This is a genomic window from Kistimonas ophiarachnellae, from assembly GCF_057552235.1.
This window is the reverse complement of sequence record NZ_BAAJPA010000001.1, coordinates 285,102-310,732: the sequence shown is the minus strand read 5'-3', so window position 1 is coordinate 310,732 and position 25,631 is coordinate 285,102. Positions and strand designations below refer to the sequence as shown.

At 52.4% G+C, this 25,631-nt stretch carries 23 protein-coding genes; 11 read left to right on the top strand and 12 right to left on the bottom strand.

What is annotated here, in order from left to right; translation table 11 throughout:
* Nucleotides 1–52: 52 nt before the first annotated feature.
* Genes AC27K1_RS01300 through AC27K1_RS01290 form a run of 3 tightly spaced genes read left to right on the top strand, consistent with a single transcriptional unit; the run spans nucleotide 53 to nucleotide 3,736 of the window.
* Complete coding sequence (locus AC27K1_RS01300) at nucleotides 53–658, top strand: paraquat-inducible protein A (RefSeq protein WP_487147702.1); 606 nt, start codon at nucleotides 53–55, stop codon at nucleotides 656–658.
* Nucleotides 655–1,305, top strand: coding sequence for a paraquat-inducible protein A (locus AC27K1_RS01295; RefSeq protein WP_487147700.1), 651 nt, complete (start codon nucleotides 655–657; stop codon nucleotides 1,303–1,305). The genes AC27K1_RS01300 and AC27K1_RS01295 overlap by 4 nt, the downstream gene beginning before the upstream one ends.
* A 25-nt stretch (nucleotides 1,306–1,330) precedes the next feature.
* Nucleotides 1,331–3,736: a PqiB family protein gene (locus AC27K1_RS01290; protein WP_487147698.1), complete on the top strand. Its 2,406-nt coding sequence runs from the start codon at nucleotides 1,331–1,333 to the stop codon at nucleotides 3,734–3,736.
* 11 nt (nucleotides 3,737–3,747) lie between these two features.
* Here AC27K1_RS01290 and AC27K1_RS01285 read toward each other — a convergent pair whose 3' ends face one another.
* Together AC27K1_RS01285 and AC27K1_RS01280 are read right to left on the bottom strand one after the other, a co-directional pair.
* Complete coding sequence (locus AC27K1_RS01285) at nucleotides 3,748–4,509, bottom strand: NYN domain-containing protein (RefSeq protein ID WP_345198716.1); 762 nt, start codon at nucleotides 4,507–4,509, stop codon at nucleotides 3,748–3,750.
* 221 nt (nucleotides 4,510–4,730) lie between these two features.
* The gene (locus tag AC27K1_RS01280) at nucleotides 4,731–6,851 is read right to left on the bottom strand and encodes a hypothetical protein (protein WP_487147697.1); all 2,121 of its coding nucleotides are present in this window, start codon (nucleotides 6,849–6,851) and stop codon (nucleotides 4,731–4,733) included.
* A 272-nt stretch (nucleotides 6,852–7,123) separates the two neighbouring features.
* On the opposite strand from AC27K1_RS01280, the gene AC27K1_RS01275 reads away from it, so the two are divergent.
* Together AC27K1_RS01275 and AC27K1_RS01270 are read left to right on the top strand one after the other, a co-directional pair.
* Complete coding sequence (locus tag AC27K1_RS01275; RefSeq protein WP_487147695.1) at nucleotides 7,124–7,540, top strand: hypothetical protein; 417 nt, start codon at nucleotides 7,124–7,126, stop codon at nucleotides 7,538–7,540.
* A gap of 87 nt (nucleotides 7,541–7,627) precedes the next feature.
* Entirely contained in the window at nucleotides 7,628–7,933 is a 306-nt protein-coding gene (locus AC27K1_RS01270; RefSeq protein ID WP_487147694.1) for a hypothetical protein, read from the top strand.
* 39 nt (nucleotides 7,934–7,972) lie between these two features.
* Here the strand turns inward: AC27K1_RS01270 and AC27K1_RS01265 are convergent, their stop codons facing one another.
* Complete coding sequence (locus tag AC27K1_RS01265; protein ID WP_487147693.1) at nucleotides 7,973–8,185, bottom strand: hypothetical protein; 213 nt, start codon at nucleotides 8,183–8,185, stop codon at nucleotides 7,973–7,975.
* Nucleotides 8,186–8,415: 230 nt separating this feature from the next.
* Between AC27K1_RS01265 and AC27K1_RS01260 the strand changes: the two genes are divergently transcribed.
* The 4 genes from AC27K1_RS01260 to AC27K1_RS01245 are packed head-to-tail and all read left to right on the top strand — an operon-like array spanning nucleotide 8,416 to nucleotide 11,549.
* Entirely contained in the window at nucleotides 8,416–8,976 is a 561-nt protein-coding gene (locus AC27K1_RS01260) for a ZrgA family zinc uptake protein (protein WP_487147692.1), read from the top strand.
* A 4-nt stretch (nucleotides 8,977–8,980) separates the two neighbouring features.
* Entirely contained in the window at nucleotides 8,981–9,733 is a 753-nt protein-coding gene (locus tag AC27K1_RS01255; RefSeq protein WP_487147691.1) for an ABC transporter ATP-binding protein, read from the top strand.
* On the top strand, nucleotides 9,721–10,983 hold the full coding sequence (locus tag AC27K1_RS01250) for an ABC transporter permease (protein ID WP_487147690.1): 1,263 nt from the start codon (nucleotides 9,721–9,723) through the stop codon (nucleotides 10,981–10,983). The genes AC27K1_RS01255 and AC27K1_RS01250 overlap by 13 nt, the downstream gene beginning before the upstream one ends.
* 17 nt (nucleotides 10,984–11,000) lie before the next feature.
* On the top strand, nucleotides 11,001–11,549 hold the full coding sequence (locus AC27K1_RS01245; RefSeq protein WP_487147688.1) for a DUF3299 domain-containing protein: 549 nt from the start codon (nucleotides 11,001–11,003) through the stop codon (nucleotides 11,547–11,549).
* 82 nt (nucleotides 11,550–11,631) lie between these two features.
* Here the strand turns inward: AC27K1_RS01245 and AC27K1_RS01240 are convergent, their stop codons facing one another.
* On the bottom strand, nucleotides 11,632–13,284 hold the full coding sequence (locus tag AC27K1_RS01240; protein WP_487147687.1) for an AMP-binding protein: 1,653 nt from the start codon (nucleotides 13,282–13,284) through the stop codon (nucleotides 11,632–11,634).
* Between the two features lie 265 nt (nucleotides 13,285–13,549).
* Here AC27K1_RS01240 and AC27K1_RS01235 point away from each other — a divergent pair, with 265 nt between their 5' ends.
* Complete coding sequence (locus AC27K1_RS01235) at nucleotides 13,550–14,380, top strand: phytanoyl-CoA dioxygenase family protein (protein ID WP_487147686.1); 831 nt, start codon at nucleotides 13,550–13,552, stop codon at nucleotides 14,378–14,380.
* 19 nt (nucleotides 14,381–14,399) lie between these two features.
* Here the strand turns inward: AC27K1_RS01235 and dbpA are convergent, their stop codons facing one another.
* Nucleotides 14,400–15,782: an ATP-dependent RNA helicase DbpA gene (gene dbpA, locus AC27K1_RS01230; protein ID WP_487147685.1), complete on the bottom strand. Its 1,383-nt coding sequence runs from the start codon at nucleotides 15,780–15,782 to the stop codon at nucleotides 14,400–14,402.
* A gap of 180 nt (nucleotides 15,783–15,962) precedes the next feature.
* Between dbpA and cls the strand changes: the two genes are divergently transcribed.
* A complete protein-coding gene (gene cls / locus AC27K1_RS01225) occupies nucleotides 15,963–17,429 on the top strand; it encodes a cardiolipin synthase (protein ID WP_487147684.1) in 1,467 nt (488 codons plus the stop codon).
* Nucleotides 17,430–17,435: 6 nt separating this feature from the next.
* Here the strand turns inward: cls and AC27K1_RS01220 are convergent, their stop codons facing one another.
* From AC27K1_RS01220 to AC27K1_RS01190, 7 genes are all read right to left on the bottom strand, one after another.
* Nucleotides 17,436–17,744: a hypothetical protein gene (locus AC27K1_RS01220; protein WP_487147682.1), complete on the bottom strand. Its 309-nt coding sequence runs from the start codon at nucleotides 17,742–17,744 to the stop codon at nucleotides 17,436–17,438.
* A 31-nt stretch (nucleotides 17,745–17,775) separates the two neighbouring features.
* Entirely contained in the window at nucleotides 17,776–18,786 is a 1,011-nt protein-coding gene (gene glpX, locus AC27K1_RS01215; RefSeq protein ID WP_487147681.1) for a class II fructose-bisphosphatase, read from the bottom strand.
* Between the two features lie 120 nt (nucleotides 18,787–18,906).
* On the bottom strand, nucleotides 18,907–20,121 hold the full coding sequence (locus AC27K1_RS01210) for a cation:dicarboxylate symporter family transporter (RefSeq protein ID WP_487147679.1): 1,215 nt from the start codon (nucleotides 20,119–20,121) through the stop codon (nucleotides 18,907–18,909).
* Between the two features lie 150 nt (nucleotides 20,122–20,271).
* Entirely contained in the window at nucleotides 20,272–21,507 is a 1,236-nt protein-coding gene (locus tag AC27K1_RS01205; protein WP_487147678.1) for a cation:dicarboxylate symporter family transporter, read from the bottom strand.
* Between the two features lie 380 nt (nucleotides 21,508–21,887).
* Nucleotides 21,888–22,895, bottom strand: coding sequence for an alpha-L-glutamate ligase-like protein (locus AC27K1_RS01200; protein WP_487147676.1), 1,008 nt, complete (start codon nucleotides 22,893–22,895; stop codon nucleotides 21,888–21,890).
* A gap of 3 nt (nucleotides 22,896–22,898) precedes the next feature.
* Nucleotides 22,899–24,452: an inactive transglutaminase family protein gene (locus tag AC27K1_RS01195; RefSeq protein WP_487147675.1), complete on the bottom strand. Its 1,554-nt coding sequence runs from the start codon at nucleotides 24,450–24,452 to the stop codon at nucleotides 22,899–22,901.
* On the bottom strand, nucleotides 24,449–25,132 hold the full coding sequence (locus AC27K1_RS01190; protein ID WP_487147674.1) for an ATP-dependent zinc protease family protein: 684 nt from the start codon (nucleotides 25,130–25,132) through the stop codon (nucleotides 24,449–24,451). Before AC27K1_RS01190 ends, AC27K1_RS01195 begins: the two co-directional genes overlap by 4 nt.
* Nucleotides 25,133–25,631: the final 499 nt, after the last annotated feature.

The window sequence follows — 25,631 nt, the reverse complement described above, 5'->3', positions numbered from 1 at the left end:
ACCCTGATTAAATGAACATCAACACCCCTGGCTGGCAGAAGGTTTACATTAGGTGACGACACGGATCTGGCTTTGCCCGGAATGCGACCTGGCGATGACGCCACCGCAGCTGGCTGCAGGCACCCGGGCGCAATGTCCACGCTGTAACCATGTACTGGCTGATGCCAAACATGGCTCGCTCAGCCAACTGATGGCACTGATCATTACCGGACTGCTGTTTTACATTCCGGCCAATACCTTTCCGATTCTCAGCCTGTCCCTGATGGGTGATGAACAGCACAACACCGTGCTTGCCGGTGTCCGGGCTCTCTATGAAGAGGGCTACCTGTTTGTGGCATTTGTCGTCTTCCTGTGTGCGATGCTCATACCCCTGATTCGGCTCGCAGCGCTTTTCTTCATCATCACGGCCATTAAACTGCGAAAACAACTGATGATGGCCCGTACCCTGTTCCGCCTCTATCACCGACTGGGCGAATGGGGAATGCTGGAGATTTATCTCCTGGGTATCCTGGTGGCTATCGTCAAACTGGTGGATATTGCCAGTGTGCATCCGGGTATGGGCATGGTGTGTTTTATCGGCTTGATGCTCTCTGAAATCGGCATATCACTCCGGTTGAATCAACATCACCTCTGGGAACTGCTGGAGGATCAGCCATGACCACAGGGAAACGCCTTGGCCTGCAACAGTGCCTGGAATGCCATGCCGTATGCCATTGCGATGTACGCCATTGCCCCCGCTGTGGTGCCTCGGTATACATCCGACGGCGTAACAGTATCCAGCGGACCTGGGCCCTGCTGATTACCAGTGCGATCCTTTTTATCCCCGCCAACCTGCTGCCCATCATGACCGTCAGCCAGTTTGGCAAAGGCACGCCGGATACCATCATGTCCGGCGTCATAGAACTGATGCGCCATGATATGGTGCCTATCGCGTTACTGGTCTTCACCGCCAGTATCCTGGTGCCCCTGTTCAAACTGATCGGCATGGTGATCCTCCTGCTTGCCGTACGGAAAGGAAAACCGGCGCAGATTCGCCGGAATATCCAGCTCTACCGGTTTATTGAGTGGATTGGACGATGGTCCATGCTGGATATTTTCATGATTTCGATCCTGGTGGCCCTGGTCAGCTTTGGCCGCCTTGGCACCATCGAGGCCGGCCCAGGCGCCGTGGCGTTTGCCAGTGTAGTGGTACTGACCATGCTGGCCGCCATCAGTTTTGACCCACGCCTGCTGTGGGATGCCATTGAACCACCGGCCCGTAGTAAACTGCCGGAAGCGGCAGTCAGTACAACCGACGACAAATAACGTTCATTCACGGAAAACACATCGCATGACGGATATCGACAAGCCCATACTGCAGGAGCCGGATATCATTACCCCCAAACGTCGGCTATCCACCATATGGCTGCTGCCGCTGATTGCGCTGATGATCGGCCTGTGGCTGGCATGGCGTGCTTTTATGGAAGGTGGCGTTATTATCACCGTCCAGTTTCCTGATGCAGAAGGACTTGAAGCGGGTAAGACACAGGTTGTCTATAACGGACTGGCTGTCGGCAAGGTCAAGGACCTTGTATTAATGCCGGATCTGAAAGGCGTCAACGTCCATATTGAGATGAGTCGACAAATGACGCCTTATCTCACAACTGGCGCCGGTTTCTGGATGGTCAAACCGACAGTCTCCATGGCAGGTATCAGTGGATTGGATACCCTGTTCTCCGGCAACTACATCGGATTTTTACCGGGCAAAAGCACAGAGAAAAGCAAGAAAGTATACGTCGCAGAAGAAGAACCACCCGCTATCCAGGACCCTGAAGGCCTGCGCATCACTTTGCGAACCGACAACCTGAACTCCGTCACCCAGGGCAGCCCTGTCTACTATCGTCGTTTACAAGTCGGAGAAGTGATTGGTTACAACCTGAGTGCCGATAACCAGCACGTCGATATTCAGGTATTTATCCGGCCTGCCTATGCTCACCTGGTACGAATGAATACCCGGTTCTGGAATGCCGGCGGCGTTGAAGTGTCAGGTGGTCTTTCCAGCCTCAAGGTTCGCACCCAGTCAATGCTCAGCATTATCAAGGGCGGTATTGCTTTCAGTACCCCTGAGCATGAACCTGAACAGCCTCAGGGCCATAATGGTGAGCTGTTTACCCTTCACAATGACTATGACAGCGCCCGTACCGGTATTCCGGTTGAAATCACCTTCCCTACGGGGGTTCGACTGGAAGAAGGGCGCACCAGGGTGGTGTTTATGGGCTTTGAAATCGGCATGGTCGAATCTGTCGATATTTCCGATAACCTGGGCCACATTACCGCACGTGTTTACATGGACCCTCGTGCCGAGCCTGCACTGGTTGAAGGCACCCGGTTCTGGGTTGTGGAACCGCAATTATCCATGGAAGGTGTATCGGGGCTCGACGCCCTGCTCAGCGGCCCCTACATCAGCATGGACGTCAATCTCAAGGATGTGGAAGCCAACAAACAACGTCGTACATTCGTCGGGCTCGACAAACGTCCTCCGGTCAGTCCCAACGCACCCGGTCTGCACCTGACACTGGAAGCTCCTACCCTGGCGGGTGTCAGCGTTGGCAGCCCCGTGTTGTACCGTCAGATTCAGATCGGTTCCGTGCAACAATATTCACTGGCTTCGGATAGCAGCGGCATCCGGATTAAGATTTTCATTCGTCCCGAGTTCGCTCACCTGGTCAATCAGGACAGTCGCTTCTGGAATCTCAGCGGTATTCACATCAAAGGCGATCTGTCCGGTTTGAGCATTAATACCGGTACACTGGCCACACTGATGAACGGCGGTATCGGATTGGCTACGCCCTCAGCCAAAGAGGCTGCAGTCAAAAACGGTCACAGTTTCACGTTGTACGACACCGAACAGGAAGCCATGGAAACGGGCCTGATGGTGCGTATCCGGTTTGATTCCGGGGAAGGTCTGAAAGCCGGTACTCCGCTGAAATTCCGGGGCATGGAAGTGGGTGAAGTCAAGCGGGTCAGACTGGATCATGACATCGCGGATCCCGATCATTCCACGATTATCGCCGATACCCTGATCTACAACGACAACCGCTGGCTGGCCCGTGAAGGCGCACGGTTCTGGCTGGTCAAACCGGAACTGGGGCTGGCCCGCACAGCGAACCTGGATACACTGATCAAAGGCCAGTACATTCAGGTTGACCCGGCCGACAAGGTGACACCTGAAAAAACGGCGTTTATTGCCCGCAATCGTCCCCCGGCACAAGGGAATGGACTGACAGGCCTGAAAATCAGGCTTGTATCCGACCGACTGGGCTCCATCGCCAAGGGAAATCCGGTGTATTACCGTGAGATTCAGGTCGGTGAAGTGTCAGGCTATCGTCTCGGCAATCCGGCAGACCATGTCATTATTTTCCTGACAATAGACGACCATTACGCACCATTGATCACACCGGATACGCGGTTCTGGAATGCCAGTGGCATCGACGTTGATGTCGGCTTATTCAGTGGCGCCAAAATTCGTACTGATTCACTGGAAAGTCTTCTGGCAGGGGGCATTGCCTTCGCAACACCGGCAGCAGGCACTACGCCGGTTAAACCCGGCATGCGTTTCACCCTGCATGAAAAGGCTGATCCGAAGTGGCTGGAATGGAAACCGGCCATCAAGCTGGCCAAGCGCAAGAAACAGGAAGGGCGAAATACATCTGCCCAAGCCCGTGAAAGTGACTTTATCACTGCCCCTGATGCGTGACTCTTAAGCGATCAGGCGTCCGATGACGCCTGATCCAATAATTCCTCAATACTGGTTCCATTCACCAGTCGTACAAACTGGTGTCCCCTCTCGGCATCCGTTTCAAACGCTCCACAGGCACGAATCAGGCGTGACAGGTTACGAAAGCGATAACCTGTTCCCCTGAGGGGAATGCGTGCGTGCTGTCCCAACCGGGAAAGCGAAATCCAGCCATTACTGGGATCGAGCTGTTCGCAGGCCTGCACCAACTCCCGGGTTACAGGTACAGGAATGGTATTACCTTCCTGCTCCAGTTCCATGGGTCCCAAACTGTCTCCGGGTATAAATGAAAAAGTGTCACAGGCACGAACCAGCTCATTCTTGACCTTTCCCCGGTCAGCAAAGCCATGCACATAACCACCGGACTGACGAATCAACTGTATGGGCGTTAAAAAATCCCCATCGTTAGTGACCACCAGGAAAATACCGACTTTGCCACTGTGCAGTAACTTAAAGGCGTCGTACATCATCAGGAAGTCACTGCTGCTGTTGCCGGAACGATAACTGAATTGATGAATCGTACGGATACCGTATTTCAGGGCAGGCTGTTCCCAACCCTTGGTATGCCCCCGGGAAAAGTCTGCATAAGCGCGAAGAATCGGTTTAACACCGTATTGCCTGGCTTGCTCAACAACCAGCGATGTACTGCGGGGGGAGATATTTTCTGCATCAAACAGAACGGCGACACCATCATTTTCTACAGGAACCCGGCGCTCCTTGCCTGTGGTTTTCATCGTGCTCTCCACTGCATGTGATACATTTCAGACTGGCAAATAACGCTGTCAGTTTCAATGCACAAATAGAATGAAATCAGCAAAATCCTGGAGCCGGCTAAAGATAACGGATCAAAAATGGAGCCTGTGTTGCAGTGAGAGAACATGACAAACGACAAAAAGTGTTTTTTTGTCGTTTGTCATATCCGAACGCATAGAAACTCACGGGCAAGAGTGAAATATTATGCCCCATCAAACGTTAACTTGAATTTCTGCAGGGTAAAGCGTCCATTGGTACACCAGATATTAATGATCGTATCCCCTGCCTCGAAATATTCACGGGCGTCATCACTGGTCACGGCTTCATACCGTGGAGAGAAAATACTGTCGGAGGTTCTCGGCAAGCGGGTGCTGTAGAACGTTCGGTTATTCTCATCCTGAACATTAATACTGGCACCGACATCATAGGTGGAAACAATGTATTCGGTCCGGTAGTAGCCACTCCTGGGAATCATTACCTTGTATGATGCATCACCAATCTTGCCTTCAAACAGGCTTTCCCCGATGAAGAGCGCTTCATTACCGCGAATTTTGACATAATCATTGCGCCTGACGACATCCGCGCCATGAATCAGAACCTCAGTATCATCCGGATACTGGTCATAGCCTTTCTGTCCTTTTGCAATCCGGTCTTCAAGCTGCTTGATTAAACGACGAATCTCCTGCATCAAGGGTTCCGATGGTGCGTATTCCCGGGCTTTCAACTCCTCGTAGCGCCGTTTGACCAGATGCCTGAGCGTAAAGCTGGCATACGCGATACTGTCTCCGATTTCATCACGGGTTGTCATGTGCTCATCCAGATGGGCAATCGCACTGGCGACTTCACGCCGAACCAGGTCACGCTGCCTTTCCAGGTATTCGTACCGTTCCTCTTCACGGTTACCCACATAACTCAGCAGCATGTAGTGATAATCAAGATTATTCCCTTCAACACTGACGTACAGCAGCCCCTGTTGAAGATCAATTTCTCTCGGTACGGACACCTTGAGATGCTTCAGACCATCGTCTGGCGCCGGGGCCTCGGTACTGAAAATAATGCTGTTATCCAGCGCACTGCGAACCGTCAAAGCGGTCGCCACCGCATGGCTGAAAGCCAACGTCAATTCATACTGACCATCGCGGGGAACATAAACCTGATAATAGGCTTTCCCCCCTTCACCAAACCGGATGCCCTGATTCGGCAACTGAGAACCCTGTTCATCAGTCTCGATAATGACCTGACCGTTTTTAGCAAAGTCGTTGTAGTAGTTATTCCCGTAAACAAACATATGATCAGAACGCAGCAACCATGTCGGATCACGCCAGAGCCTCATCTGGCCATCCGGATCTAACGGACTGATTTCAGCCTTGCTGATGGTTATCGTGTTCTCCCACATCATGGGACCATAATAGGCGCGCTGGTCATCAGTCATACTCTCCCAGGTCCCGTGGGTAAAGCGGGTATTGAACGATGTTTTGGGCCACAAGGGGTCCATCACATTTAACACGACCCAACGGTTAGATACCGCACAGTTTGGCGCCCGATTATTCCAGGTGCAGCGGGTTTTATAACGTCCCGGTTCCCGTGCATAGCTGTAAGGATGTTGCTTCTGATAATTGACGTAACTCAGGCCCCTGGCCTTTGTCAGGCACGCGCCAAACTGATCATTGCCTGCTCGTGCAGGCAGATGCACTTTATCAATGAGCGAATCATCATCCGCGGTATAAAATTCAACCACCATATTTTGCGATGTTGGCTTTGTACTCAGCCGCAGAACTTGAAGGTTTTTCAGCACAAATTCTGATGCATTATCAGCTGAAAATTCAGGGTATATTTTAATCCTGAATATAGGCACATCAGAAGTCGATGCAGGATTTGGGGATAAACGATCTTTAGTTGAATACGGATCGTAAGCAATAATTTCAAAACTTCCCTTACCAAACGTCACTGGAAGCGTATTGCTGTATTCCGTGACATTATTGTGCTCTATATCATATTCCTCCAGAACCGGCCCCAGAAAACTGTCTATTTTTTCAAGTATTGTTTTCAGACCGGAAGCAATTGAAACAGGCTTTGAACTGAAGGTAAAAGGGACTTTTGTCTGTATTGTTTCCCAAATCCCTTCAATCGTTTTTTCTGTAATTTCTTCGGCAGGATGCTGCCAGGGCGTTATATCCGCCGAATCCAGATCCGGAGATAATCCTGCGATGATATTTTCATAGGTTTGCTGCGGACTCACATAAGGCAGATCAGCCCTGGCCGTCGCAGAAAACATCATGATGAAAATGTACACATATCCCCATCGGAACGAGAAACAGCTCATCGTTATCCCTCCTGAACAGGAGCACAGTATTAAAAAAATTAGCGTCAAGCGTGAGGAGTTATCAGCAGTTCACACAACGTCTGCCATTCATAACAACAACCATAAGACAGTGCTTTTATAGTAAATTTACAGGCACACTGTTATGAAAATATTTTTTATCAAACCAACATTTCCCGCATTTTTCGCACAACTATTTCCATGCCTATTATTAAGCAATGGCATTCGACAATAATATCCAACATTAATCTGAATAAATCTCGACAAAATAAACTATGGACAATATAAAATATTCGCGTGTTGACTTTGACAAACTCAATAAGAGTGATAAACGCCAATATGATTACCTCAAAGTATCTGCTGCATTAGCAGACTATGGTTATTTTAGCCAGGGACTACCGGCAACCGATGAGCCTGCAGAGTTTATTGCCTGCCACTATAGCGGAACCTTTCAGTTATCGGTTTTATTAAAATCCCGTCTGACGCTTGCATCAAACCTTGAACATCAAAACCTGCATATCGCCTTTTATGAGCGAGGCTACTGGTACGTTTATCCACACGACGATGTACTCACTTTTGCCTGTCAGACCTCGGCTATCACGAGCACCACATCCTGGCGGCAGAAAGGTGTCTATACATTCCCGCAACTCACAGAAAAATACCGTCACTTCCTTGAGCCATGGAGACTCTGAGCATGGGATAACTCGCAGAACCCTGCCTTTTATGCTGATATAAATGAAAAAGACATTGCCAGGAAGGCGCCAAAAGGAGTCGGACACATGCTGAAAACCTACCGAATGGAACTTTCCCTTGGTTCACTCTGCTCGCTCAGCTTCATAGTGGGTTTCGGCAGCGGGATCTTCCTGGGCCTGCTGGGCGTATTTACCTCCAAGGCGGTAGCCAATCCCGCCGCCTGGCTGGTTGTCATGTTCTTCACGCCATTCCTTAGCGGTATCGGTGCCGTCATGTCCGCCCTGGTTGCCTACCCCTTTTATAACTGGTACTGCAACCGGGTCAAAGGACAGGTTGTTACAGGCAAATTTTTAGAGATACAGGAAAGTGAACTGGATAACAGGGAAGAGTAATCCATCCAACGAATTATCCATCAGTGATTTCCAGTGCCATTAAAGTGTTATAACATAACGCTTCATTTTCCAGCCGATCACTCGCATTCGATGTACGACCTGGGCAAGACGACCTCCAGAGCCAAGCACGGACGCACCACCATCACCATGGTGCTTGTGGCCGTCATGCTGTTTTGGTCTGCCCTTGGCAATGCGCACGTTCATGAGGGTGACCTGCAGCCCACATGGCATACTGACTGTAGCCTGTGCCATCAGGCGTCCTCTCCGGCAATAGCGAACCTCGCAGGTACACTGCAACCTGTCCACAGCGATATCATGATTGCTGAACAGGTCATACCTTGTTTAGCAACACCGCATAATGCCTTATTTCGTATACGGGCTCCTCCTGTCGTCTCTCTGTGAATAAACCAACCTATAACTGACACAATTTCACTGCAGTATGCGCACCAGAGAACCGCGTGACTGCACGACAGGAAAATACCATGAACCAGCGAACGATCTGCCGTAGCCTGGCAGCTATTCTCTTTATCTCTCTGCCGGTTGCGGCTCAAACGTCACGTCATCATGACGCTCACGTGCACGGTGCCGGGCAACTGAACCTGGCGGTAGAAGGCAAGCTTCTGCATATTGAAATGACCATTCCCGGCCATGACATTGTCGGCTTCGAAAGCATCACCAGCCCGGAACGGGAGCAGCAGGTTGACCAGGCCGTTGAGCGCCTGAAACAAGCCTCTATGTGGAAAATACCGGCATCAGCCCAATGTAAACTACTCAACAGCAAGGCGAATCATACGGCTGAAGAGCATCATGACGATGAGCATGGTCACCACCATGACCACGATAATCATCATGGCCAGGACAATCATCTGGACTTCACCGTCAGCCAGGTTTTTGAATGTAACGATCCAAAAGCCCTGACCCAGATAGAATCACGGCTGTTTGAACGCTTTGCCAACAGTGAATCGCTGAAAGTGCAGGCACTGACCGATAAAGGTCAGATGTCGGCAACCCTCAAACGCGACAAGCCTGCGTTCCGGTTCTGAGCCAATGACGGTCATACAAACGACACCGCCAGTCCAGCTGGATGATCTCCTGTTCAGCTGGCAGCCAGGGCAACCGGTTCTGGATATTCCAGCATTAGCTATCACACCGGGTGAAAAGATCTTTCTTAAAGGGCCCAGCGGCAGTGGCAAGACCACGCTGCTGGGGCTGATTGGCGGCGTACTGGTGCCTGAGCGGGGACGTGTTTCCCTGCTCGGCACACCGATCAACCCGCTTACGCCCGCGGCGCGGGATCGCTTCCGGGCCAACCATGTTGGCTTCATCTTCCAGATGTTCAACCTGATCCCTTATCTGTCTGTACTGGAAAATGTGCTGCTTCCCCTGGGGTTTTCACCGGAACGCAGGCAGAAACTGGCGGCAGCAGGCCAATCCGGTAACGAGGAGGCCGTACGGCTTCTGGCACAACTGGGACTGTCCGATCCTGCGTTACTGGCCCGCCCGGTCACAGCGCTGAGTATTGGGCAGCAACAGCGGGTTGCTGCCGCACGCGCGTTGATTGGACGCCCGGAAATCCTGATTGCCGATGAACCCACATCGGCCCTGGATTCCGATACCCGGGAAGCCTTTATCCGGTTGTTGTTCAGGGAGTGTGAAGCCGCTGGCAGCACCCTGCTGTTTGTCAGCCACGACGCTGGACTGGAACATTTGTTTGACCGCAGCCTGTCACTGGCCGGGCTCAACCGCGCGGCCGTGACAGAGAATGCCACGCTGCAGGAGAAAGCCGTATGTCACTGTTGAAGCTTGCCTGCCGCAGTATTCTCAACCGACGCATCACTGCGCTGCTGACAGTGGTTTCCATTGCCATCAGTGTTGCCTTGCTGCTGGGCGTGGAACGCATCCGGGTGGAAGCCAGGAACAGTTTCACCAACACCATCTCCGGTACCGATCTGATCGTGGGCGCCCGCAGCAGCGGTATTAATCTGTTGCTGTATTCGGTGTTCCATATTGGCGATGCGACCAACAATATCTCCCGGGAAACCTGGGAGGATATCGCCAGCGATCCGGCCGTTGACTGGACAATCCCGGTATCACTGGGCGACTCCCATCGCGGTTACCGGGTCGTGGGCACCAATACGGCGATGTTCGAGCATTTTCGCCATGCCGGTGATCAGCCGCTTGTCTTTGCCAACGGCAAGGCCTTTTCCGATCTTTATGATGCGGTCATAGGGGCCGATGTCGCTGCAGAACTGGGTTATACGACAGGGCAGAGCATTGCGCTTGCCCATGGTGTTGAAATGGTCAGCCTGCAGAGCCATGACGATAAACCCTTCCGGATCAGTGGCATCCTGCAACGGACCGGCACCCCGATGGATCGTGTCATTCTGATTTCATTGCAGGGAATAGAAGCACTGCATGTGGACTGGCACAACGGCGCCCCACCGATTCCTGGTCTGACCGTTTCTGCCGACAAGGCACGCAACTTGTCGCTGGAACCTGAAGCTATCACTGCCTTTTATGTGGGTCTGAAATCCCGCATGGCCACCTTCCGGCTACAACGGTTGATCAATGAGTATCCCCAGGAAGCGCTGCTGGCAGTACTGCCGGGAGTCGCCCTTCAACAGCTCTGGCAACTGGTTGGCGTCGCGGAAAAGGCTCTACTGGGTGTGGCCGCTCTGGTAGTATTAGCCGGGCTGGTCGGCATGCTGACAGCCATTTTGACGTCACTGAATGAACGGCGACGGGAGATGGCGATTCTGCGTTCTGTCGGTGCCCGGCCCGGCCATATCTTTTTCCTGTTGATGTTTGAGTCACTGTTCTATGCACTGGCCGGCTGTCTGTCAGGTAACCTGCTGCTCTATGGGCTGCTGTTTGCTGCCCAGCCTCTGGCCCAGGGCTGGCTGGGATTGCATCTCACCATTAGCCTGCCAGGCCTGTTTGAGTTGTGGCTGATGATAGCGATCATTGCAGCAGCACTGTTACTGGGTTTGTTCCCGGCACTGCGTGCTTACCGGAACTCCCTGGCTGATGGTCTGACGATCCGGGTATAACAAAGGAAAAAATAACGATGCCACACACCCTGATACCCTTACGCCATCTCAAGAAAGCCTGTGTGCTGGCCAGCCTGTTGCTATTGCTGCCCGGCTGGCTGGTAGCGGCTGAAAGCGCACCGGCAAACATCCAGGAAACGCCCCGGAAACTGATCTGGAATGACCTGATGCCACCGTTTGATGAAAAGATTCTCGAACGCTATGAACGCGATGAGATTCCTTTCGGCGAAATGCAGATCTACATGACGGAACATGGCAGCAAGGTGGTTGATAAACTCAACAATGTCTATGCCAGGGTGCCGGGCTACCTGGTGCCTCTGAACATGAATAAAAAGCAGATGGCGACGGAGTTCCTGCTGGTTCCCACCATGGGCGCCTGCATCCATGTGCCACCACCGCCGCCTAACCAGATTGTCTATGTAACATTTCCGGAAGGCCTCAAGTACCAGGAAACCGCTTATACCCCCTATTGGGTATACGGTCAGCTGAAAACGGAAAAGAAAACCTCCGAGTACAGTGACGCCATGTACTCAATGAAGGCTGACAGGGTGATTGAGTATCAGTAAAGGTCTCTCAATTAACACAGGACGGGGAGCCACAGGGCTCCCCTGATTATTTGCGTTTGGATTGAATAGCGGGAAATGGCTGTTAAAAATCTGCCTCCCACTGCACCTGGTCATTCCGCATCTCCGCCACTTTGTCGCTGTAACGCTTATCCAGTACCTGCCGTTTGATTTTCAACGTTGGCGTCAGTACATCATTTTCCACCGTCCAGGGTTCCTGCACGACAAGAATGCCTCCCAGTGTCGCATGACTCTCCATCTGGCCACTGACAACCTTGCAGGTTTCCTGAAGGGACTGCGTCACCTGCTCCTTCGGCATACCGGAAGCGCCTTCCGACAACTGCACTAACGCCACAGGATAAGGCAGTCCTGAGCCAATCACGCACACCAGTTCAATCAGCGGGTTTTGCACCAGTTTACGTTCCAGTGGGACCGGGGTGACATACTTGCCTTTGGCGGTTTTGAAGGTATCCTTCACCCGCCCGATGATGGTGACATAGTTATCCGCGTCAATTTCAGCCTGATCGCCGGTATGGAAAAAACCGTCATCCGTAAAGGCCGCTGCGGTTGCCTCCGGATCCCTGTAATACTCCTTGAACAGTCCCGGGCTTTTAAACAACAGTTCCTGGTTATCACCGGTCTTCACTTCGCAATCAATGCCGGGTCGGCCGACCGTTCCCACCTTGTCGGACCGAAAAGGGTAATTCAGGGTGGCGTAGGCGCCATTCTCCGTCATTCCCCAGGCTTCAGTGATCGACATGCCTACCTGCTCATACCAGCGCAGCAACACCGGTGACACGGGCGCCGAGCCACAGCCGAGTATACGGGCATCCTGAAGTCCCAGGCCTGCACGAATCTTGCCCGCAACGATCTTTCCGATAATGGGTAAGCGCAGCAGCAGGTTCAGCTTGCCATGTCCAATCTTGTCGATGATGTTTTTCTGAAACAGGGTCCACAGGCGGGGAACGGAGATAAACAAGGTGGGACTGGCGGCCTGCACATCTTCAATGAAGGTATCCAAGCTTTCTGCAAAATAGACAACCAGCCCACTGTACAGGCTGGCGCCTTCGATATACACCCGCTCCGTGATATGGGCCAGCGGCAGGTAGGAAATCACCCGGTCCTCGATGCCTGCCTGCAAATCCCGGGCAACTGCCTGGGACGCCCAGCTGTAACTGCTGTAGGTCAGTACCGCCCCCTTGGGATTTCCCGTGGAACCGGAGGTATAGATAATGCTCATCACATCATCGGGTTCCGGATAGCTGGGCTCAAGGGGGGGCGCCATTTCCATCAACTGCTGCCAGTGGTACTGGGACGGCATGGTATCGTAGGGCATGGCAAGGCGAACCAGGTCTCCCGGCACCCCGGCTTCCTGTGCCGGCCAGTCATCCAGCTTGCCGACAAAGATTGCCTTTGCGCCGCTGTGCTTGAGCACATAGCGAATCGTATCTGCATTGGCAGTAGGATAGATAGGGACACTGATATAACCACCCGACATCAGCGCCAGATCGGTGATAAACCACTCAGCACAATTTTTTGACAACACCGCAATGCGATCGCCGGGACAAAAACCGAGTTGCCGTAAACTGCCTGCCAGCAGACGGGTCATCTTGCTGACCGCCTCCCAGCTGAAATCGCATAACTCTCGATTTACGGGTTGGCGTAGGAAAACCCGTTTTCCCTGCTGCGCTGCCTGTTCCTCCAGCATCTGCACAGGGGTTTTCTGCACTATCGGCATTGAGCGTCTCCATGTCGTCGCGTTGCTGACGTTATCCGTTTACGATCCATTGAATATGACAATACCCGACTCTTACCCAGAGAAAAAACCGGATGCATGGAAAATAGCAGGAGATACTCAAACAGGGTCAGGATTCGAGGCGCAATTTGCAGAAAAATGACGCCTGTCCGGCTTTGGGCAAATCGACTTGCGTTAAGGATTCCCTACCCTCACAGACCGAACTAACCTGAAGATATAGGCAAACAACAGGAACGTTGGGTCTGATATGGAGCATCCCCTGCCTGAACGCCGGTTTGGCAAACATTCTCCCCTGTCAGAGGCCGACTGGCGGCAGTTCTTTGAAGACGGCTACTGTACGATTCATCATATGCTGTCCGCCGACGAAGTAGCGCTGGTCAAAGCGTCCCTCCATCATCTCCTGGAGATTGCCAAACAACGTGCGGCCTTAATGGGTCACCATTTCGACGGCTACTTTTATTATCGTGGAGCCCAGTTTGTTGTGGCGAACGATGCTTACGGACATCTGGAGAAGCTCTGTCGTGTCTGTGGTTGTGGCAGCGCCGATCCTACGCTGTTGCAAATGTCACGACACCCGAAACTGTTGCAGGCATTTGCCGACATTTTGATGTCGGAGCAATTTGAACACCTGATCTGTCAGTTCCACCCCAAGTTACCGGGAGACAGTGTCGTTTTCCCGCCACATCGCGATGTCGAGCACCGCATGAATGCTGATCCCAACTGGTCCGACATGAATCACTGGGGGAGTTACGTAGTGGCCATTATCGCCATTGATCCGGCCGGCCCGGGCAATGGCGGGCTGCGGGTGGTACCGGGTTCACACAGGAATGTTGGTCTGCCGGGGTTACAGCCTGCCAGAAACCAGCCTGATCCCCGGTGGTCAGAGCAGGCCATCTGCCCTGAACTGGCGCCAGGCGATGCGCTGTTGATGCATCCCTACCTGGTGCACTGGTCAGACGCCAATACCGGCAATGATCCGCGGTTCAGCCTGTTAAGCGGGGTCAGTTCACCGGGCGCAAACCATAACAGCTATCCCGGTGAATGCACCAACCGGATGCTCACCGCACCCGGATTCTGAAGACCTATGAAACAGGCGATCAGCGCAGCTTGCGTACCTTGAAGGAACGTCCCTTGATCTTGCCGGCTGCCAGGTGTTTCAGCGCCCGGTTTGCCACAGACCGTTTGACCGCGACATAAGCACAGAAATCAAAAATATCGATTTTGCCCACCTCACTGCCAGCAATACCGTCTTTGCCGGTCAGGGCACCCAGGATATCCCCCGGACGCACCTTGTTCTTGCGGCCACCGTCAATACAAAGCGTCACCATGGGCGCCTTGAAGACGACCGGTTCTTCCACCTTCAGGGTATTGGTATTGTCGATGAGCAGTGGGTGCGGCTGGTTTGCCTCAATGGCCTGAAGCTTATAGGTTTCTGATCCACTGAACAGACTCAATGCCAGGCCAGTCTGCCCCGCACGCCCCGTCCGCCCGATGCGATGCACATGCACCTCCGGATCCCGGGACAACTCCAGGTTAATGACGGCTTCCAATTCCCGGATGTCCAGTCCCCGGGCAGCGACATCCGTCGCGACCAGAACAGAACAACTCTTGTTGGCAAAACGAACCAGTACCTGGTCCCGGGCCCGCTGCTCCAGGTCACCGTGGAGCGCCTGTGCCTGAAAACCACGCTGCTGCAGGTCATCCGCCACATCCTGGCAGAGGCGTTTGGTATTACAGAAAACGACTGTCGATGCCGGTTGATAGTGGCTTAACAGTTTCGCCAGGACAGGCATCCGCTGGGCATTCTCCACTTCATAGAAACGCTGTTCGATGTCCGCATTGCCGTGGTGGGACTCGACCGTGACCTCTACAGGGCTTGACTGGACCGAGCCACTGACCCGTCGAATCTCCCCGGAGTAAGTCGCAGAGAACAACAGGGTCTGACGATCCGATGGCGCCTGTTCAATAATCGTGTTGATGCTGTCCAGGAATCCCATATCCAGCATCCTGTCCGCTTCATCCAGCACCAGCGCTTTCAATGACGATAAGGACAGTGAGCCCTTGTGCAGGTGTTCCATGATGCGACCGGGCGTACCCACCACAATATGGGCGCCATGAGCCAGAGAACCCAGCTGTGGCCCAAGCGGCATGCCTCCGCAGAGGGTTAATACCTTAACGTTATGGGTGAACCGTGCCAGTCGGCGAATTTCCTTGCCAACCTGGTCCGCCAACTCGCGGGTAGGACACAGCACCAGCGCCTGAACCTGGAAGTGCCGGACATTCAGGCGGGCTAAAAGGCCAATGCCAAAGGCCGCCGTCTTGCCGCTGCCGGTCTTGGCCTGGGCAATCAGGTCCTGCTGTTTCAGAATCACCGGCAGGCTGGCCGCCTGGATCGGGGTCATCTCCCGATAACCCAGCGTTTTCAGATTGGCCAGCATCGCTGGCTTGAGCGGGAGCGAGGAAAAATCCGTGGTAGTCACAGGCACCTGGGAGGTCACGTCAAAAAACCAGCAATACTAGCACTAACTGTGACGCCTGAAGACATCGGATAGACCGCCGTATCACCGTACTTATACCGTTGTCACAGGACTGACATCTCTGAACATGTCAGATACACTGAATAATCCTTTCTTTTCGGTGGATAACAACCAGACCACTGTATGGAATCCTTTTCCTCCTGGTTCAGCCTGCTGGCTGGCGGCGCCTACCTGGCACTCATCATCGGGTTTGCGCTGACGATTATTTTTCAACGGCGGCCTGTGGGTGTTTCCCTGGCCTGGCTGGTGCTGCTGTTCGCCCTGCCCCTGGCTGGCATTATTTTGTTCCTGATGTTTGGCACGCGCCGACTGGGCACAAAACGGGTCAAACGGGCAGATGCGCTGTACCCGACCTATGAACAATGGTCGCGCCACCTGAAAGAGGTTATCTGCCTGCAGGACACCAACAACTCTCATCGCCATAACCGGGTTTATAACCTGGCTGAAAAGGCCATGAATATTCCGGCCCTGCCCGGAAACCACTTAAAGCTTTATCATGACAGCGACAGCATCATCAATGGCCTGCTGACCGACATCCATAACGCCACCTCCAGTATTTACCTGGAATTTTACATCTGGGAATCCGGTGGGCGCATCGACGAGATTGAAGCCGCCCTGCTGGCTGCCCAGACCCGCGGTGTACACTGCCTGGTACTGCTGGATGCAGTCGGGAGCAGCAGTTTCCTCAAAAGCCAGGCAGCCAAACGGCTGAAAAAAGCGGGTGTCCGACTGTCTGAGGCCATGCCGGTGGGACCGTTCAGAATGCTGTTTGAGCGTATGGACATTCGCAACCACCGGAAAATTGCTGTTATTGACGATACCGTTGCCTGGAGCGGCAGCTTCAACCTGATGGATCCCCGCCTGTTCAAGCAGGATGCAGGCGTTGGCCAATGGGTTGATGCCATGACGCGTATCGAAGGGCCTTCCGCCCATGTTCTTGCGTCTATCATCCTGTGGGACTGGGAGCTGGAAACCGGTGACGGCCTCAGCGTGTTCCGGAGCGCCTACCAGCCGCCGCAGTCTATCGCAACGAACCTGCACCGGGCGGACATGCACGTTTTGCCCTCAGGCCCGGGCATTGACCGTACCCTCCTGCACCAGGTACTGCTGGCCGCGATTTATGAAAGCCGGGAAGAACTGGTCATCACCACCCCCTACTTCATTCCCGACGACGCCCTGCTGACCGCACTGGTTTCAGCGGCCATTCGAGGCGTAAAGGTCAAACTGATTGTGCCAGAGCGCAACGACTCCCGCCTGGTGCATTATGCCAGTCGCTATTACTACGAGGAGTTACTGGAGGCGGGTGTCGAAATCCAGCAGTTCAATGCCGGCCTGCTGCATACCAAGTGTGTCCTGGTGGACCGTTCCACCGTGCTGTTCGGCACCGTCAACCTGGATATGCGCAGCGTCTGGCTCAACTTCGAAGTCACCCTGATGGTGTATGACGATAATTTTGGCCAGGAAATGGGCAAATTGACCGACAATTACATCCGCCAATCCAACCGGGTGTTTCTGGACGCATGGAACCGCCGCGGATTTCCCAAGCGACTCGCTGAAGGTGTCTTTCACCTGATGAGTCCCCTGCTTTAGTTCGCTTCACGATTTGTCGTTGTCATCGACCGATTCACTGATATACCAAATAAGCAGCGGCACCACGGGCACCATCAGCAGGGTGGCAAAGCGCCATAATTCCTCAAACTGGTCATAGACGCCAATCTGATAACCCCACGTCACCAGCGCCAGCATAAACAGGCCAAACAGCCCGCCAATGATCAGCACCGACAAGAAAAGAGTTATCAGGAATTTTTTCATTGCTATCAAGCCTGTCGCAGCCACCTCTCTTTTTAGTGAAGCCGACAGATGGATAAAGGAAAGTCTGAATAGCGATTGAGAGCAGGCACCCATAAAAAAGGCTCCTTTGGGGAGCCTTTTGGACTTACAGAACATTCTTCCGGATGTCAGGATCCTTGCGATCAAGGTAGTGAATGGACTGAATCCGGCGAATGGTGCGGGATTTGCCCCGAATCAACAACGTTTCGGTTGTCGCCACATTCCCTTTGCGATGGATGCCGGCTAACAGATCACCTTTGGTGATACCAGTGGCGGAAAAGATAATATTGTCAGAGCTGACCAGTCGCTCCAGCGGCAATACCACGCCTGGTTCAATGCCCATTTCATGGCAACGGCTGATTTCCAGTTCGCCCGCCGCGCGGTTCTCCGGGGTATCCCCCTTGGCTTCATGGCGGGGCACCAGACGTCCCTGGAAGTCGCCATCCAGCGCCCGGATGACGGCTGCAGAAACGACACCTTCCGGGGCGCCACCAATGCAGTACATCACATCCACTTCACTGTCGGGCATGCAGGTGAGGATAGAGGCCGCCACATCGCCATCCGGAATCGCAAAGACTTTTACACCCATTTGCTGCATTTCGCGAATCACATCATCGTGACGCGGTTTGGCCAGAGTGATAACAGTCAATTCTTCGATAGATTTGTCCAGTGCGCCAGCCACATTACGCAGGTTTTCAGCCAGCGGTTTTTCCAGGTCAATCACTCCGCGGGCACCCGGACCAACGGCCAGTTTCTCCATGTACATGTCCGGCGCCTTGAGGAAACAGCCCTTCTCACCAACAGCCAGTACGGAAATCGCATTGGATTGTCCCATGGCCGTCATGCGGGTGCCTTCGATGGGATCAACAGCAATATCCACTGCATCCCCGATGCCCTGTCCGACACGCTCACCGATAAACAGCATCGGCGCATCATCAATCTCACCTTCCCCGATAACGATCTCACCATCGATCTGCACCTGGTTCAGCAGGGTTCGCATGGTCTCAACGGCAGCGCCATCGGCCGCATTCTTGTCACCACGCCCCAGCCACTTATACCCTGCCAGGGCGGCGGCTTCAGTCACCCGGGAAAATTCAATCGCCAGTTCGCGTTTCATGTCGCTGCTTTCCGTTTAACAGTTTGGCCGGCACTCTACAGGATCGGAACACCGGGGTGAAGCGCAGCATCAGGGCTTTTAAACCTTGTCTGACACCGGTCATCATTGGTCTCGGGTTCGTTATGTCAGTTCATTATCGTTGGCATCACCATTTTTCCACCGGATGATGTGCCATCGCTGGCAAAGGCGCGCCAACAGAATCGCAAACGCACCATTACCCGTGACATTGATCGCCGTACCGAACGGATCAAAAATCATGTAAACCGCCGTGATCAACCCCAACATGTCATCGGAAAAACCCAGGAAAGATTGCAATAAAGGCCCGGCAATCAAAATAACGCCTCCCGGCACGGCAACCACTGAAAACTTCGCCAGTGCATAATAAAAGGCAAACCCCATAAAGACGGTAAATGGTGGTAATCCGAAGCCGAAAGTTTGTATCGTCGCAAGTGTCAGGATGGTCAGACCAATAGCACTACCCACAGTATGGATATTGATCGTCGCCGGAATAATACTTCGGATCATGACAGGCACATCCGTGTTTTTTTCTGAACAGACAATCAACACCGACATACTGGCAGCACTGGAGATAGTACCCAACCCCGTTAACGTCGCCGGCAGAATATTTTTGATGTATTGCCAGCAACACGTCAAAGAACCATTTCCAGCCAGCAGGAACAGAATAAAGAGCCAGACCAGTTGTGTGAGAATCACCAGGATAAAGACTTTGCCATAAATCTGAATAGCACCGAGTAACAGGTCATCACTGTGCAATTTAAACGCAAACCCCAGAACAAACAGGGGTAGAACAGGAATAAAAAGCCGCTTCAAAAAGAAAAACGAGAGATCACTCATCCAGAATAATGCGCTTTTAATCCGGGAGTAATGACCAATATTCAGTATCAACCCAACCAAAAGCCCCAGAATAAGGGCCTGTCGGTTAGTCATTAAAACGGGTAATGACATCTGCCAGGCACTGACTAATTGACTTTCATAGTGCATCCCATCTAGCGGCAAAGATAACATCGGAACTATCCACGTCCCAACCGTAAAGCCCACACTGATCGCTGTCAGATTAGAAATAAATACACACGTAATTAGCACCAGGGTAAATAGCAGGGCACCACCGCCTATCCGAATAATACTGGCCGAAATGAAACTGAAAACGATAAAAGGCAGAACAAGAATCAATACTTCTTTCAAAAAAAGACTGAGCGTGTAGAAAAAAACACGTGCCCATTGAATTGCCCACACATCGACAAAAAAAGGCAAAACCAGAGCTACGACCAGAGAAACAGGTAACCGTGCTCTCTTTAACAATGCTCCCACAAGCATGCCCTCGAAATCGCTTTACGGATAATAGTTCCGATTTTAGATAACGCCATAACCCACTGTTATTTATATGAACAGGCGTTAATTGAGAGCAATGATGAATACCTGCCTGTCATGACAACCAGCCATGAGTTAATGAATCAATCCAGCCCCCTAACGGTTCCGGATTTGAGCCAGGAAACGGGGATAGCGGTCCCTTTGATTATTCGACAATATATGCCAGCGCACACACAACCGTGAGAACAAAATGGCAAAGGCACCATTAATGGTTACATTAACCGCTGTCGCAAAGGGGTCAAAGATGATGTACATCACTGTAATCAAACCCAGCATAGCATCAGAAAACCCCATGATTGCCTGAAGAATGGGCCCCGCGATCAGAATGATGCCCCCGGGAACATTCACCACGGTCAGCTTTGCCAAGGCATAACACAAGGTAAACAAAACAAAGTCTGATGGTTTGGGCAGTGGCATACCAAACCGTTGCATGACATCAAGAATCAGAATACTCAATACCAGGGCGCTGCCCACATTATGTACATACAACATAACCGGTATAACCGCCCTGGAAAGTACCGGACATTTCCCACACCGTTCCGTACAGACCATCAGTACAGGCATGGAATAAAGACTTGATGAGGTACCCATCGCACTGACTGCAGCGGGAAATAATCGCCAGAGATAAAGTCTGATCTTTCGCCAGGAGAAACCGGCAGCCATTGAGAAATAGAACAGTATCACTGCCACCTGCAACAGCATAATCAACCAGAATGTTGAACCAAAGACTAACGGAGAATTCTGATGAGCAAGGTCTGCACGTAACTTGAATGACAAGCCAAGAATCAGAATGGGAACCAGGGGAATACAGATATAACGGAGAAAAAAGGCAGATACATCTTCCGCTAACAGAACCAGATAGCGAAGTTTCGAATGACAACGAATATTTAACAGGACCCCTGTGACAAAGCCTGTCAGCAATGCCTGTTTATGTGTAAGCAGCACCGGAAGCTGAATGCGCCATAAACTACACAGTGTGTTTTCGTGTTCGTGTACATTACCGTCCCAGGGGAAATCGATAGCCGGGGTCAGAAACATACTGGCGGCATACCCCAGCCACAAGGCCATCATATTGGAAATAACGACCCCTACCACTAATAATAATAAACAGACCAAGGCCCGCCATTGAAGCAACATAATGCAGGCAACAACAAAACTCATCACCACAAATGGCAGACAAAAAACCAGTACATCCTTAACCGCAATACTCAGCGTATAGATCTGCGTCTGACTTTCAAAACTCACCCATTGACCAAAACCAAAGGGTATCAGGAGCATGACCAAAACGATCAGTGGAAACTTCACTTTCATCACAGTGGATGCCAATGACATTCTGTATTACACCTCACGCACCTGCTTCCCAAATAAGGGCAGTTCAGTGGCATGTCAACATTGAAGTCTCTCCTCCATGACACTATGACAACCCGGCTTTTCGGATGACAGGCTGGCGAAGAAGACAGTAGTCAACACTCAGTCATATACAAAGAAAATTGGAAGCCTGAGCACAGGACAGAGAACAGAATAGACGAGAATCAGGTTATGCTGTTCGCATTTACATGACTCTCACACAATACAGGCAAGAAAAAGGCGAGAAGGACAAACTGCTCGAGTGGAAACGGATTTCAAGGAAAAAGACTGAGAAGGTTTAAACTACAGCAGAATAACTGACCGCAGATCACAATGATCAGTTATCCTGCAATGAAGAAAGCAGGCTATGGCGTTACAACAACATCCTGCCCAACGGCAACTTCTGCAACAACCTTCCGCATACCAAAATGCTGGATACTATAGGCCACGCGATCCTCAACAGACATTTTCACATCCCCCAGGGCTTCTATCTGTTGTAATCGTGGTAACAGCCCCACCCCGTTAGCAATCTGAATGGCCAAACCCGGGCGGGCATTGAGCTCAAGAATCAATGGCCCATGTTCCTTGTCCAGCACCATGTCCACACCAAGGTAACCCAGGCCCGCCATGTCATAGCAGGCCGCCGCCAGTTCAAGATTGCGATGCCAATGCGGAACAGACAGGCCGGCAAAGGCATGCCCGGTATCCGGATGATGGGTCACGGGACGATCAAACTGCACCGCACGCAAGCCCTGCCCTGTGGCAATATCCAGACCAACCCCCACAGCCCCCTGATGCAGGTTAGCCTTGCCGTCAGAAGCCCGCGTAGCCAGCCGCAGCATAGCCATCACCGGAAACCCTTTGAATACAATGGTGCGGATATCCGGTACGCCTTCACAGCTGTAGTCATCAAACACATTATCCGCGTGAATTAATGCCTCGATCATAGCGACATCGCTGTTCCCGCCAAGACTATAGAGGCCACCCAAGATATTCGACATATGACGTTCGATATCGTTGAATGTCAGCCATTCGCCGCTGGCCTTGACGTAGTGCTCACCTTCCTTGCCCACAATCACAAGGATACCCTTGCCGCCACTGCCCTTGGCGGGTTTGATCACGAAGTCGCCCAGCCGATCCAGCTCCGGTTTCAGCCGGACGATGTCATGCTGTGTCGTGACGACATCGATCAATCGAGGCACTGCCACACCAGCCTGAATGGCCATGGTCTTGCTTGAGAGCTTGTTGTCCACCAACGGAAAACGTGAGCGCGGATTATAACGACCGATATAGGCATGGTTGCGCTGGTTCATACCCAGTATGCCGAGTTCACGTAACGCTTTTCGCCGCTTGAGAAACGCTAGCACGCCCATGGCTCAGTTCTCGATCAGTGGTTTGAAACGACGCAGTTCGAGCAACCGGTACCCGGTGTACTGTCCCAGCAAGAGGGTCACACCCAGCACCACCAGCAGCAGCTCCGGGAAATTGAACGTCAGATGCTCAATGAACCGGTTAGTCATGGCGAAATAGCTGATGATGGCGACCAGCAGGCTGCCACCGCCACTGACCAGTACATCCCGCGGCCCCTGTTCCTCCCAGAGAATAGACATCCGCTCGATGGTCCAGGCCAGGATAATCATCGGGAAGAAAGTCACCGACATCGCCTGACGTATCCCCATCTTGTAACTCAGGATACTCATGCCGGCCATGATACCGACCACCACGATCACCACCGCCGATATTCGCGCCACCAGCAACAGGTTAAGCCGGCTGAGAATAAAGCGTATCCAAAGGCCGATAGACACAATCGTGAGGAAAATCACCAGCCCTGGCAGCAGTTTGGTCTGCAGGAAGGCCAGCGCCATCAACACAGGCATGAATGTGCCACTGGTCTTCAAGCCCACCAGGATACGCATCAAAACGACAATCAACGTACCAATGGGTACCAGCAGGATGTAACGGTAAGCATTCTGTTCTTCAATCGGCAGGCTATAGAGCGAGAAGTCAACCAGGGCGGCATGCTCCATCTTGCCTTCCCGGATAGCCATATCGCTGACCGGTACCGTACGGGAGATCACAGAAAAGTTCACACGGGAATCGTAACCACCGGTGACATCAAGCAACGACACACCACCACGTTGCCAGGGCAGGAAGTTATCGGGTACTCCGACATGGCCGGATTCAGGATCAATCATGACCCAACCCTTGCTGGTCAGCACTTCCACCATTTCTACCAGTGGCTGCTTGCGGCGGCCACTTTCCAGGTAAACACCACGCACCATACGCACGGGTTTATCCATCAGCCGCAACAACTGCATCAACAAAACAGCGCGCGATTCACCATGTCGAACCGAGTCCAGCAGAATCTTCACATTGGGGTTGGCATCCGGCTGATTGAGTTGCTGCACCAACAGGCTGGCCATGCTGGTATCGTTGGAAGAATGTTGTTTGACATCTTTCAGCAATCCGATCGCGGCAACCCGGCTGGCGCCTTCGAGTTCCGGTAGATACAGTTCAGGCGGTTCTGCAGCCATATGGCCTGCGCCCGACTCGTCTGACGCTGCATCCCCTGTTCGACCGGTGTCATGAACCTTGATCTTGTAATACAACACCTGCTTGCCGGAGACTTCCCGACGTGTCCACTCCGCCCGTTCAATGCCACCATCTTCAACCTTGCGGAAGCCATAGCCCGGTGAAGCAAAAAAATCATTCACGACGGAAAAGCGGGAGTGTGGTTCCGGCATGGCCAGTGACACCGTGACCGGTCCATCTTCAGCCTTGAATTCAACCTGGGCTTCAACTTCCCAAACCTTGGTGCGCTCCCCCGGAAATATCGGAAACCCCAACACCATATGTTTATAAATGGCTATGCCAAGACCGATAGCAATCAATATCAGCACGACAAGCCGCATCTGCATCTTGTTACTCATGGCTGTTTACCAGTTGTATTTATGATGTTCTTTTTAGATACCAGGTACTCATGGCTGACATCGACAATGGCCATGTCAGTCAGGATATTGCGCCCTACCAGTACCGGGAATTCAAACTGGCTGCGATCCGTCAGGGTAAATTCTGCCATCTGCTCAATCTTGCCAATGCGCACCTTGAGCTTAACCACCGGGCGTTGCTGTGACTCCTTGCCATGGCGCTTGATCATCACATTTCGAACAACCTGACGCTCCACCGCCAGGCTGTCTTTATCGTTCTGCTCGCCATTCAGGCGGAAGCCGACCCACTGCCGGCCATCCCGCTCAAACAGGCGGATATCGGTCGCTCCCAGGGAGGATGTCGTGGCGCCTGTATCGATACGCGCTTCCAGTGACAGCCCAAGATTTTCAAACGTGGCAAGTTCTATAGCGCCAATCACCGGTTTGTTGCCGATTTCGACCGGCTTATAGACAACTTGCGTACGGGTGATGATTCGGGGATCACACTTGGGGGCATCCGGTTTTTGTTCAGGCTTTTTGACCGCAGGATGGTGTTGCTCACTGCTCGATGCAGAGTCGGCACTGGGGTTACCGGTGGTTTGCAGCGCCTGGCAGCCGCCAAGCAGGAAAACAGTTGAAAGGAGGCAAACCAGCGCGCACCGGCTTAGACTGCGAGCGGACATAAATGATTTCCAGGATGTCGACGGGATTCAAACCAACCTGAAGCATAGCCCAGGTCACCAACATACAAATTTGGGTACAGGAGTCTACCAGAAAGCCGGGATATCAAAACATCCACCGGGCACGCTTTTACTAAAATCTGACAGGTTAAATGCTTAAGCTGATGGCTGGCCGGGTACAGGAGTACTCCGGGAAAGCGCTTATTGCCAGAACGCGTTGCTATCAATACCAACCTCCTTGTTAGACTGACTGACGTTTATCGTTATTGCGCTACATGGCAGGCCTTGTCTACCGGTTCAAACAGGGGTGTTTACCTCTATTTGACTCAAAAGCGGTAACAGAGTTCTATGAATCTTCCACTCAGTAACCAGCAAAAGGGTAATGCTTCGGCACTTCCCTATACATCCGAGTCATACTAACCCCATAAAATACAGGGTTTCTATTTACATTACTTGTAGTCATACACCTTACCGACCAGCCATGAACAGACTTTACTGCAGT

Coding starts and splice junctions, on each gene's coding strand:
- AC27K1_RS01235 (WP_487147686.1), top strand. CDS start 13,550: ATGGAGCATCCCCTGCCTGAACGCCGGTTTGGCAAACATTCTCCCCTG.
- AC27K1_RS01290 (WP_487147698.1), top strand. CDS start 1,331: ATGACGGATATCGACAAGCCCATACTGCAGGAGCCGGATATCATTACC.
- AC27K1_RS01205 (WP_487147678.1), bottom strand. CDS start 21,507: ATGTCATTGGCATCCACTGTGATGAAAGTGAAGTTTCCACTGATCGTT.
- AC27K1_RS01245 (WP_487147688.1), top strand. CDS start 11,001: ATGCCACACACCCTGATACCCTTACGCCATCTCAAGAAAGCCTGTGTG.
- glpX (WP_487147681.1), bottom strand. CDS start 18,786: ATGAAACGCGAACTGGCGATTGAATTTTCCCGGGTGACTGAAGCCGCC.
- AC27K1_RS01255 (WP_487147691.1), top strand. CDS start 8,981: ATGACGGTCATACAAACGACACCGCCAGTCCAGCTGGATGATCTCCTG.
- AC27K1_RS01240 (WP_487147687.1), bottom strand. CDS start 13,284: ATGCCGATAGTGCAGAAAACCCCTGTGCAGATGCTGGAGGAACAGGCA.
- AC27K1_RS01190 (WP_487147674.1), bottom strand. CDS start 25,132: ATGTCCGCTCGCAGTCTAAGCCGGTGCGCGCTGGTTTGCCTCCTTTCA.
- AC27K1_RS01275 (WP_487147695.1), top strand. CDS start 7,124: ATGGACAATATAAAATATTCGCGTGTTGACTTTGACAAACTCAATAAG.
- AC27K1_RS01285 (WP_345198716.1), bottom strand. CDS start 4,509: ATGAAAACCACAGGCAAGGAGCGCCGGGTTCCTGTAGAAAATGATGGT.
- AC27K1_RS01280 (WP_487147697.1), bottom strand. CDS start 6,851: ATGAGCTGTTTCTCGTTCCGATGGGGATATGTGTACATTTTCATCATG.
- AC27K1_RS01270 (WP_487147694.1), top strand. CDS start 7,628: ATGCTGAAAACCTACCGAATGGAACTTTCCCTTGGTTCACTCTGCTCG.
- AC27K1_RS01260 (WP_487147692.1), top strand. CDS start 8,416: ATGAACCAGCGAACGATCTGCCGTAGCCTGGCAGCTATTCTCTTTATC.
- AC27K1_RS01195 (WP_487147675.1), bottom strand. CDS start 24,452: ATGAGTAACAAGATGCAGATGCGGCTTGTCGTGCTGATATTGATTGCT.
- AC27K1_RS01210 (WP_487147679.1), bottom strand. CDS start 20,121: ATGCTTGTGGGAGCATTGTTAAAGAGAGCACGGTTACCTGTTTCTCTG.
- AC27K1_RS01200 (WP_487147676.1), bottom strand. CDS start 22,895: ATGGGCGTGCTAGCGTTTCTCAAGCGGCGAAAAGCGTTACGTGAACTC.
- cls (WP_487147684.1), top strand. CDS start 15,963: ATGGAATCCTTTTCCTCCTGGTTCAGCCTGCTGGCTGGCGGCGCCTAC.
- AC27K1_RS01265 (WP_487147693.1), bottom strand. CDS start 8,185: ATGGCACAGGCTACAGTCAGTATGCCATGTGGGCTGCAGGTCACCCTC.
- AC27K1_RS01220 (WP_487147682.1), bottom strand. CDS start 17,744: ATGGGTGCCTGCTCTCAATCGCTATTCAGACTTTCCTTTATCCATCTG.
- AC27K1_RS01250 (WP_487147690.1), top strand. CDS start 9,721: ATGTCACTGTTGAAGCTTGCCTGCCGCAGTATTCTCAACCGACGCATC.
- AC27K1_RS01295 (WP_487147700.1), top strand. CDS start 655: ATGACCACAGGGAAACGCCTTGGCCTGCAACAGTGCCTGGAATGCCAT.